Raw genomic sequence first — 9,282 nt, 5'->3', positions numbered from 1 at the left:
GGACGGAGCGCTGGAGCGCTCAACCGAACGACGCTCGGCCGGTCTCTGCTTGTAAGCGAGATGTCGCCGGTTCGATCCCGGCCGGGGGCTCCAATTTCATCAGGCATACCTCGCCGGGCACTGTCGTGAGCCGGCCGGTTGACAGCAACGCTGACAGCAGCCGGGGTCACGGCAGCCGCCCGTCGAGCTTCCCGAGCGCCTGACGCATCGCGTCGAGGTTGGCATGGGCGTAGACCTTGAGGGTGATCTTCACGTCGGCGTGCCGAGCGATCGCTTGGACGACGTGCGGCGGGACGCCCAACTCCTCACGTTCTCACGAGTCCAGCAGAGGCGGACATCGAGGCTTACCTAGCAGCTCTGCCTGGTCGCGCAGCGGTCTTGCCTTGTTCTGATTCATGGCTGGACAGTGCCTCACTCAAGGGTGGCCGCTGGCGGCGGTGGCGGGACAGCCTCTCTAGGTTCCGCTTCGACTACACGTCGAGGTCGCAGCCTCAGAGGCGGCCTTCGTTCTCGCACCCCAGTCAGTTCACGGTCGGTAGGAGACCGTATGGCCGGGTGCTGCTGGCTTGGGTACCCGCGGGAACAGCCGCCATGAGATCACGTTGGAGATGGCGACTCCGGTGAGTACGGCGGTGGCCGCGACGGCGACCAGGACCGGGGGGAGCAGGAGCGTCACGGGTGCCAGTACGGCAAGCGTTAGCAGTCCGATCGGTCGGGACCAGGAGACGTGGCTGAAGGTCACGTAGTCGAGCAGGGCCCGCCCGAACAGGAACACCGCAGGACCGCCGAGGATAACCAAGACCCAGGGCCGCTCGGTGTGACCGAGCGGGTGCGAGATGATCAGTTCGTCGCCGACGGCGGTGAGGCCGACGCCGGTGATCATGATTAGGTGCGCGTATGACGCGAGTCTGCCGACGTATGCCGGAGACGGTGCCGATGCGATCGCGACGGCCAGCAACTCGCCGGCCCGGTAGAAGTAGATCTGCCACAGCAGAACCGTGGTGGCGAACGACACCAGCAGCGCTGCGGCTCGGTCCCGCTCGAGGCCGTACGGGCTTATCTGGATGCCGGAGATCAGAATCGCCTCGCCCAATGCGATGATGAGGAGCTGCCGGTAGCGCTCTGTGAGATGGTCTTCTTGGATCGGATGGGCTCGGAACCCGGCCCGGCCGAGTCGCGGCGTGGGGTAGTCGAGGACGCCCGCGATGTAGTCCAGGGCGACGGCCACGCTCCACCAGGCCAGTCGCGCTCCGGTCTGTGTGAAGGCGCCGGCGATCCACGGGACCGCTGAGATGAGGGCCCAGAAGAGGTTCCGGACGCTGACCAGGCGTATCTCTTTGTTTGTGCCGATCAGAATGATCCAGAGCGGACGGATGATCTGGATCGTGACGTAGACCCCCGCGAAGAGGAAACCACTGTCGCCGTAGGCCCCGGGCACTGCGATGGCCATCAGCAGGCTGCCGAGCGTGGTGCCGATGACCAGTATCTGGATCGCTGGCCGGGTCGAGTCGTACCTGTTGGTCGCCCATACCAGCCGGTACCACACCCACCACAGCGCCAGCGTCACTACGAATGTGGCGTAGCCACTTCGCAAGCTGAGGTCAGAGACCAGCCGGTCGGAGAGTCGGGTGAACGCGAACACGAAGACCACGTCGAACAGCAGCTCCACGAAGCCGGCCCGCTGGGACTGCTTGTACGTCCCCGGCTGCTCACCCGCCCTGCTCTCCATGGCCATGTGGTGACGCTACTTTTGATCGCTGCAGGCGGGTTGCCGAATGCGTTCGCGGCGGTTCGACAGCAACGCCGACAGCAACCGGCCAAGACGGCGACGCGCAGGCAAGCCCAGTCTGCTCCACGTCCGTCGATGCCGTGCCCGCCGCGGGCGCCGTCCGCCGGGCCGGCAGGGTCGGGCCACCCGGTGACCAGCGCCTATGCTGGGCCGGTGAGCAGGGCGGCGGAGGAGTCGAACCGGGCCATGCTGCGCGCCCGGGACGCCATGGACCGCGCGTACGACCAGCCGCTGGACATCCCGGCGCTGGCCCGGATCGCGTACGTCTCCGAGGCGCACTTCATCCGCACCTTCCGGGCCACCTTCGGCGAGACCCCGCACCGCTACCTGCAGCGGCGGCGGGTGGAGCGGGCGATGTACCTGCTCCTGCACACCGACCGGGACGTCACCGATATCTGCTACGCGGTCGGTTTCTCCAGCCTCGGCACGTTCAGCCGCACGTTCCGGCAGATCGTCGGCGAGCCGCCGTCGGAGTACCGCAGGCGCAGGGCCCCGATCGCCGCGCCCGTGCCGAGCTGCTTCACCAAGGCATGGACCCGGCCCAGCAGTTTTGGATAAGCAGCAGGTCAGGGCCGCACCGTAGCGTCTCCGGCATGACGATGAACGCGATCACCCGCTCCCAGATCTACGTCCTCGACCAGGACGAGGCCCTCGACTTCTATGTCGGCAAGCTCGGCATGGAGGTCAACACCGACGCCGACCTCGGCTTCATGCGCTGGCTCACGGTCAACATCCCCGGCGACCCGGAGCGCGAGATCCTGCTGGAGAAGCCCGGCCCGCCGGCGCTGGACCCGGCCACCGCCGAGCAGGTCCGTGAGCTGCTCACCAAGGGGGCGCTGGGCGGCTTCCTCTTCATGACCACCGACGACGCGCACAAGACGTACGAGGACCTGGTCGCCAAGGGAGTCGACATCACCGACGAGCCGATGGAACGCCCGTACGGGATCGACTTCGGCATCCGCGACCCGTTCGGCAACAAGATCCGCATCGGCCAGATGTTCCCCCGGGGCTGACTGGCGACAGGCCGGCACGATCGGTGGGCGCGCTGCCGCAGCACGCCTACCGATCGCACGTGAGGAGACCGCCGAGACCGCCGGACTGGTCGCGGCGGCGCTGCCGCCTGCCACCCCGCGCGGACGGTCGCCGGGCTCCCGCCGTTATGGTCGCCGCACCGGCGCCGCCGACCAGGGCGGCCGGCGTCGCGGCGAGCCGGCGGCACGGCCGGGGCGAAGGGGTGGTGACGGTGGCGGACGCGGAACTCCTCGTCGAGGTGGCCGGGGCGGTGGCGACGGTGGTGATCCAGAACCCGGCGCGGCGCAACGCGATGACGGCCGGGATGTGGCGGCGGCTGCCGGGGCTGCTCGACGAGCTGGAGGCAGACCGGGCCGTCCGGGTCCTGGTGCTCACCGGCGCCGAGGGCACCTTCTGCGCGGGCGCGGACCTGGGCGAGCTGGACGACCTGCTCGACGACGGCGACCTCGACACGGTGGTGGCCGCCGAGGAGCGGCTGGCCGCCTTCGCCAAGCCGACCGTCGCCGCCGTCCGGGGCGCCTGCGTGGGCGGCGGCTGCCAGCTCGCGGTCGCCTGCGACCTGCGGATCGCCGCCACCGACGCGCGGTTCGGCGTGCCGCCGGCGCGGCTGGGCCTGGTGTATCCGGCGCCCACCACCCGCCGGCTGGCCCGGCTGGTCGGCCCGGCCGCGGCCAAGCACCTGCTCTTCACCGCCGAGCTGATCGACGCCGAGCGCGCGCTGCGGATCGGGCTGGTCGACGAGGTGCTGCCGGTCGACCGGCTCGCCGCCCGGGTGGACGAGGTCACCGCCGCCGTGGTGGCCCGGTCGCAGCTCACCGTGGCGGCCGCCAAGGAGATCATCGACGGCCGGGCGGACGAGGAACGGGTCGCCTGGTGGCACGGGCAGGTGCGGGCCAGCGGCGAGGCCCGCGAGGGTGTCGCGGCCGTCCACGAGCGCCGCCCGCCCCGCTTCGGCTGGACGCCGCCGGCCCGGCACTGACGCCGCCGACCCTTCCTGACCGTGCCGCCGCCGGACACGGTCCGCACATGGGTGGTGCCGGGCGGTGCGGTGGGGCAGGCTGTCCGCTGTGCAGCGTGATCAGTTGCTCGCGGGCCGCTACCGGCTGGGCGGGCGTCTCGGCAGGGGCGGCATGTCCGAGGTCTACCGGGCGCACGACGAGGTGCTGGAACGCGACGTCGCGGTGAAGGTGCTCGTGGCGGCGGACCCGTCGGCCCGACGGCGGATCCAGGCCGAGGCGAAGGCGGCGGCCAGGCTCTCGCACCCGAACGTCACCGCCGTCCACGACTACGGCGAGTCCCTCCTCTTCGACCGGTACGCGCCCTTCGTGGTCATGGAACTGCTCTCCGGCCGTACGCTCGCGCAGCGGCTCGCCGCCGGGCCGCTGCCACCACGGGAGGCCCTGCGGGTCTGCGCGGAGGTCGCCGCCGCTCTCGGCGCCGCCCACGCCGAGGGGCTGGTGCACCGCGACGTCAAGCCCGAGAACGTCGTGCTGACCCCGACGGGGGCGAAGGTGGTCGACTTCGGGATCGCCGCCGTCGCCGGCACGCCCGAAATCGACTTCGAGGGGCGGCTGCTCGGGACCCCGGCCTACCTGGCCCCCGAGCGGCTCGCCGCCGGCGAGGTGCTGCCCGCCTCCGACGTCTACGCGCTCGGCCTGCTCGTGCACCAGGCGCTCGCCGGCCGGCTGCCGTGGCACAGCGAGACGCAGATCGGGATGCTGCGCGCCCACGCGTACGCCGAGCCGGGCCCGCTGCCGGAGGTCGACGGCGTGCCCCCGGAGGTCGGCCGGCTGTACCGGCGGTGCCTGGCCAAGGACCCGGGCGACCGGCCTTCGGCCGCCGAGGCGGCGCGCGTCCTCGCCGGGGCGCTCGCCCGGATGCCGCATCCGGAGGCGGGGCACGCGGACGTCGCGGCGGGCTGCCGCGACGTGCCGACGGGGCACGCGGACGTGCCGGCGGACCGCGCGGAGGTGCCGGCGGGATACCGGGGCGTGCCGGCAGGCTACCGGGGCGTGTCGGCAGGCTACCGGGGCGTGCCGGCGGGGCCGGTAGAAGCGCCGGCGGCGGGGCCTGGCGGCGGGCGTGACCCCGCCGAGGCGGCGCCAGCCGGGACCGCGCCTGCCGCCGGGGGCGTCCGCCCGGGGCGCCGGGGCTGGCGGTCGAGGCGGGGCTCGTGGGTGCTGGTGGCGGTGGGCGCGGTGGTGGTCGGCGTGGTGGTGGCCGGGACGCTCGGCGACCCCTCCGTCCAGTGGTCCGGCCCGCCCGACGAGCCCCGTACCGGCATCGGCACCGGCACGCGGGGCTCCACGGGGGTCGCCCTGCCGGTCACCGCCGACGCGCCGAGGCGGCCGGCCGCCCCCGACGCGGGTCCGCCGGCCGGGTCGGCGACCGCCGGGCGGTCGAGTCCCGGACCGGTCGCGCCCACCGGAGCCAGCCCGACCGCCCCGGCGCCGACCGGCGGCGTCGAGCCGTCTCCCACGCCTGGCCGGCCGTCCGGGGTGGACGTGAACTCGCGCGGCGGGGTGGTGAGGGTCCGCTGCGACGGAAAGCTGGTCGAGGTGGTCGGCGTGACCCCGGCCGCCGGCCACCACGTCGAGGAGTACGCGCCGGGCCCGGCGCGGGAGGTGCGGGTCGAGCTGGTCGCCGCCGACCGCCGCAGTGTGATCACCGTGCGCTGCGCCAACGGCCGCCCGGTGCCCCGCGTCAAGGAGTCCCGGGTCAAGGAGTCCCGGGCCAGGGAGTCCCGGGCCAGGGAGTTCCGGGCCAGGGGGTTCCGGTAGCCGGGCCGGCGGGGCCGCGCCCCGGGGAGGGGCCGGCGGGCGCCGCGCCAGGGGTCGTACCCCCGACGCGGCCCCCCGTTCCCGCCGGCCGGTCCGTCACCGCCCGGCCAGCGCCGCCCAGCTCGGGGTCGCCGGCTCGCGCCGCAGCGGCATGCCCGCCTCGGCCGGCGTCCGGTCGCCCTTGCGCTGGTTGCAGTCGTAGCAGGCGGCGGTCGTGTTCCGCCACGTGTTCCGGCCGCCGCGCGAGCGGGGCAGGATGTGGTCGATGGTGCCGGCCGACCCGCCGCAGTACGCGCAGCACCGCCCGTCCCGGCGCAGCACCCCGGCCCGCGACCACGCCGGCCCGGCGCTGAACCGCCAGCGGGTCACCACGTAGCGGACGAGGCGGACCACCCGGGGGACCGGGAAGACCCCGATCACCCGGTCCGGTTCGGCCTCGTGGATCTCGGCGACCCGACGACAGAGCATCCGGATCGCGTGCTGGACGGTGACCCGGTGCAGCGGGCCGAGGTCGGCGTTGACGACGAGGACGGCGTCCACCGGTGTCTCCCTTCGTGGCGGTGACGATCTGGACGGCCGGACAGCGAAAGAGCCGCCCGGTCCGGGGTGCGGACGGGCGGCTCGACGGCGTGCGGGCACGCGTCAGTCGGGCCGGCCGCCCTCGGGGCCTTCGGCTCGGCAACCGCCGCCACCCGCCGACAATGCCGGGCGCGCCGGGCCGGGCAGCCACGACGGCACACAGGTGACGTGCGACATCGACATGGACGGCTCCCGCGGCGGTGGTTGACCTTGCGGGATCACGGTAGGTCGGCGGGCGAGAGACGGGCAACGGATTTCGATCGAGCGGCCGTCTCGTCGGGGCGGCGCTGCCGGCGGGCCCGGCCGGCGGCCCGCGCGGCGGCCAGCGGCCGGTCGATCCGCAGCGCCATCCGTACCGTCAGCTCGCTCTCCAGCAGCGGCCGGTTGACCTCCCCGGCGACCGCGAGCGCCGGCCCGGAGACCGTGCGCCAGATCGCGGCCGTCCCCGCGCCCAGCCCGAGCAGGGCCACGGCGGCCCGGGTCGCCGGCGAGCCGGCCGCCGCGAGCGCGCTCACCCCCACCACGGCGAACAGCACCGCGAGCAGCGGTACGAGCACCGGCCAGAAGATCCCCCGGGCGGCCTGCACCACCAGCCGCCGGTCCCGGATGATCAGGTTCCGGGCGACGACCGCGTAGTCCTCCTCGTCCAGCAGGTCCCTCGGGTGCAGGCCGCCGGTGAGCACGCCCCGCCACAGGTCGCCCTGGTTGCGCAGCTCGCGGGCCAGGTCCGGCAGCCCCGCCTCGGTCGGGTCGCCGACGCCCGCCCGGGTGACCGCCGAGGCCCAAGCCGACAGTGACCGGCGCACCACCGCGGCCGAGTACGGCGGCAGCACGGTGGCCAGCTCGTCCAGCCAGCGGCTGAGCTGGATCTGCCGGCCGCCGAAGCGTCCCGCCACCTGGTCGGCGTCGCCGTGCCGCGCCGTGTCGGCCAGCGAGCGTCCCAGCCGGTACGCCAGCCCGACCCGGTGGTTGGTGGCCATCGTCCAGCGCAGCACGTCCACGTTCAGGTCGTCGAGGGCGAGCAGCAGATCCTCCCCGGCTCCGCCCGTCACCCGGTCCCGCGCCCCGGCCGTGGACGGCGCGGGGGCGTCGCGCCGGGTCAGCTCGGCGATCTGGCCGAGCGCCACCTCCACCCCGTCCAGGTACATCTGCATGCGCCGCCGCCCCGACATCTCGGTCAGGTTGGACAGCTTCGCCGGCGCGCCCGCCGGCCGGTCGTCTCCGGCGTCGAGCAGCTCGGCGGTCTGGGCGTGGTGGTACGCGTCCGCCATCCACCACCCGAGCCGCAGGGCGGTCACGATGCAGGCCCGCTCGTCCCGGATCAGCGGGTACGCGTCGTCCCGCGGTACGTCGGCGACGAGCGGGCCGTCGTCCCCGCGCGGCGGCATTCCCGCTGACCTCCCGGCTCACCCCAGACGATCAGCCTAGGCGAGCCGAGCGACCTGTTTGCCCGTTTTCGTCACCCTCGCCGTCGACCCGCCCGCCCTGGCCGCGCCGCCCGTCGCCCGTCGCCCGCCGCCCGGTGCCCGCCGCCCGTCAGCCGGTGCACGTCGCCGTGGTCGTCACCGTCTCCCGGCGAGCAGGCCCCGGGGCCGGATCGAGCGGACCGGCTCGGCCGCGCCGCCCTCGGCCCGCAGGACGTGGTTGGCCGCGACGATCCCCGTCGCCGCCGCGCGTTCCATCAGCGCGCTCGGGAAGTCGGTCCGGATGCCGTCGCCGGCCAGGTAGAGCCCGTCGGCGTCGGTGCGCACCCCCGGTCGCCACGCGTGGCTGCCCGGGGTGAACGCCGGCGCCTGCGCCGCCACCCGGGCGCGCACCTCCCGGACCCGCAGCCCGGCCGCCTCCGGCCAGAGCGCGGTCAGCTCGGCCCGCATCCGCTCGGCCAGCTCCGTCGCGGGCACGCCCGGCTCGCAGGCGTACGCGTGCAGCTCCAGCACCGAGCCGCCGGTGCGGGCCGCCCAGCGGCGGGGCTCGTCCTCCAGCCGGTGGTAGAGGGTCACCGAGTCCAGGGTCGGCTGCCGGGACACTCCGCTGAACACCGCCCGCCCGGCGGCCACGTCCCCGTCGCACCAGTAGCGCGCCACCGCGTACGGCGGACCGGGCCGGCCGAACGCGGGCATCCGCTCCACCAGCGCGGGCGCGTGGTCGACCAGGCCGGGTGAGGCGGCGACCAGCGCGGCCAGGGCGGGCGGGTCGACGGCGAGCACCACGTGCCGGGCGGCGTACGACGCGCCGTCGACGGTGGCCACCCGCCACCCGGCGCCGTCGCGGGTCAGCGCGGTGGCGGGGGTCCCGGTGCGCACCCGGCCGCCGTGCCTCTCCACGTGCCGGGCCAGCGGCTCCCAGATCGCCGTCGCGTAGTCCTCGTCGGGGCAGTCGAACGCCAGCCCCTCGGGGTTGCCCAGCAGGTAGAAGTGGAACTGCGCGATCATCTCCGCCGCCGACATCTCCGCCTCGTGGTTGAAGAACGAGTGGGAGAAGACCTCGAAGAGCATCGCGCGGGCCCGGTCCGGCAGCCGCAGCGAGGTGAGCAGCTCGTCGGCGGTGGTGTCGTCGAACTCGGCGTAGGTGCGCACCGGGTCGTAGGTGAGCAGCGGCAGCGCCGCGTCCCGGTCCATGCCGCGCAGGTCGCCCAGGCGCAGGCTCGGGCTGCGCAGCAGCAGGGCCAGCAGGTTCGCCGGAGAAGCGGGCGGCAACCGGCCGAACTCCTCGGCCGGCCAGCGGGCGCTCAGGACCGGGTAGCCGGGGACCGGCCGGAGGAAGCCGAGCCCCGGGTCGGCGCGGCGCAGGATCGACCGCCAGTTGTAGTACTGCCGGAAGAACGCGTGGAAGCCGTGCTCGTTCGTCTGTCGTGTGCCGTCGGCCAGCGTCTCCCGCCAGGCCCCGAGCCGGCCGCCGAGGGTCGGCGCGGCCTCCAGCACGGTCACCGCCACGCCGCGCTCGGCCAGCACCACCGCCGCCGACATGCCGGCGATCCCGCCACCGACCACCACCACCTCGATCGGGCGCGGCACGCGGGGGGCGCCACCGCCGCCCGGGTCCACCTCGTGCTGGCGTACGCCGATGAGTCGACCGACCACTTGCGACAGCGCCATGTGCACC

9 protein-coding genes are annotated in these 9,282 nt (G+C 74.4%); 4 read left to right on the top strand and 5 right to left on the bottom strand.

Annotated features, from left to right (window positions below; genetic code table 11):
* Positions 1-166: 166 nt before the first annotated feature.
* The gene (locus tag ABZ793_RS27600; protein WP_357462115.1) at positions 167-301 is read right to left on the bottom strand and encodes a hypothetical protein; all 135 of its coding nucleotides are present in this window, start codon (positions 299-301) and stop codon (positions 167-169) included.
* 225 nt (positions 302-526) lie between these two features.
* The gene (locus ABZ793_RS27595) at positions 527-1,735 is read right to left on the bottom strand and encodes a low temperature requirement protein A (RefSeq protein WP_357462114.1); all 1,209 of its coding nucleotides are present in this window, start codon (positions 1,733-1,735) and stop codon (positions 527-529) included.
* A 207-nt stretch (positions 1,736-1,942) separates the two neighbouring features.
* Between ABZ793_RS27595 and ABZ793_RS27590 the strand changes: the two genes are divergently transcribed.
* The 4 genes from ABZ793_RS27590 to ABZ793_RS27575 all read left to right on the top strand — a co-directional run bounded on the left by ABZ793_RS27590 (position 1,943) and on the right by ABZ793_RS27575 (position 5,601).
* The gene (locus ABZ793_RS27590) at positions 1,943-2,347 is read left to right on the top strand and encodes an AraC family transcriptional regulator (protein WP_357462113.1); all 405 of its coding nucleotides are present in this window, start codon (positions 1,943-1,945) and stop codon (positions 2,345-2,347) included.
* Positions 2,348-2,382: 35 nt separating this feature from the next.
* A complete protein-coding gene (locus ABZ793_RS27585; protein WP_357462112.1) occupies positions 2,383-2,802 on the top strand; it encodes a VOC family protein in 420 nt (139 codons plus the stop codon).
* A gap of 224 nt (positions 2,803-3,026) precedes the next feature.
* Positions 3,027-3,800: an enoyl-CoA hydratase/isomerase family protein gene (locus ABZ793_RS27580; protein ID WP_357462119.1), complete on the top strand. Its 774-nt coding sequence runs from the start codon at positions 3,027-3,029 to the stop codon at positions 3,798-3,800.
* An 88-nt stretch (positions 3,801-3,888) separates the two neighbouring features.
* The gene (locus ABZ793_RS27575; protein WP_357462111.1) at positions 3,889-5,601 is read left to right on the top strand and encodes a serine/threonine-protein kinase; all 1,713 of its coding nucleotides are present in this window, start codon (positions 3,889-3,891) and stop codon (positions 5,599-5,601) included.
* Between the two features lie 96 nt (positions 5,602-5,697).
* Here ABZ793_RS27575 and ABZ793_RS27570 read toward each other — a convergent pair whose 3' ends face one another.
* The 3 genes from ABZ793_RS27570 to ABZ793_RS27560 all read right to left on the bottom strand — a co-directional run bounded on the left by ABZ793_RS27570 (position 5,698) and on the right by ABZ793_RS27560 (position 9,275).
* Positions 5,698-6,141 carry an HNH endonuclease gene (locus tag ABZ793_RS27570; protein ID WP_350706799.1) on the bottom strand — a complete coding sequence of 148 codons (444 nt, stop codon included), beginning with the start codon at positions 6,139-6,141 and terminating at the stop codon, positions 5,698-5,700.
* A 257-nt stretch (positions 6,142-6,398) separates the two neighbouring features.
* Positions 6,399-7,568, bottom strand: coding sequence for a hypothetical protein (locus ABZ793_RS27565; protein ID WP_357462110.1), 1,170 nt, complete (start codon positions 7,566-7,568; stop codon positions 6,399-6,401).
* A 174-nt stretch (positions 7,569-7,742) separates the two neighbouring features.
* Positions 7,743-9,275 (bottom strand): FAD-dependent oxidoreductase, encoded by a 1,533-nt coding sequence (locus ABZ793_RS27560; RefSeq protein ID WP_357462109.1) that lies wholly within the window; start codon positions 9,273-9,275, stop codon positions 7,743-7,745.
* Between the last annotated feature and the right edge of the window lie 7 nt (positions 9,276-9,282).

The sequence above is a fragment of the Micromonospora sp. NPDC047465 genome, assembly GCF_040643125.1.
Lineage (GTDB): Bacteria > Actinomycetota > Actinomycetes > Mycobacteriales > Micromonosporaceae > Micromonospora.
This window is presented reverse-complemented; position numbering and strand designations above follow the sequence as displayed.

Coding starts and splice junctions, on each gene's coding strand:
- ABZ793_RS27595 (WP_357462114.1), bottom strand. CDS start 1,735: ATGGCCATGGAGAGCAGGGCGGGTGAGCAGCCGGGGACGTACAAGCAG.
- ABZ793_RS27585 (WP_357462112.1), top strand. CDS start 2,383: ATGACGATGAACGCGATCACCCGCTCCCAGATCTACGTCCTCGACCAG.
- ABZ793_RS27565 (WP_357462110.1), bottom strand. CDS start 7,568: ATGCCGCCGCGCGGGGACGACGGCCCGCTCGTCGCCGACGTACCGCGG.
- ABZ793_RS27560 (WP_357462109.1), bottom strand. CDS start 9,275: ATGGCGCTGTCGCAAGTGGTCGGTCGACTCATCGGCGTACGCCAGCAC.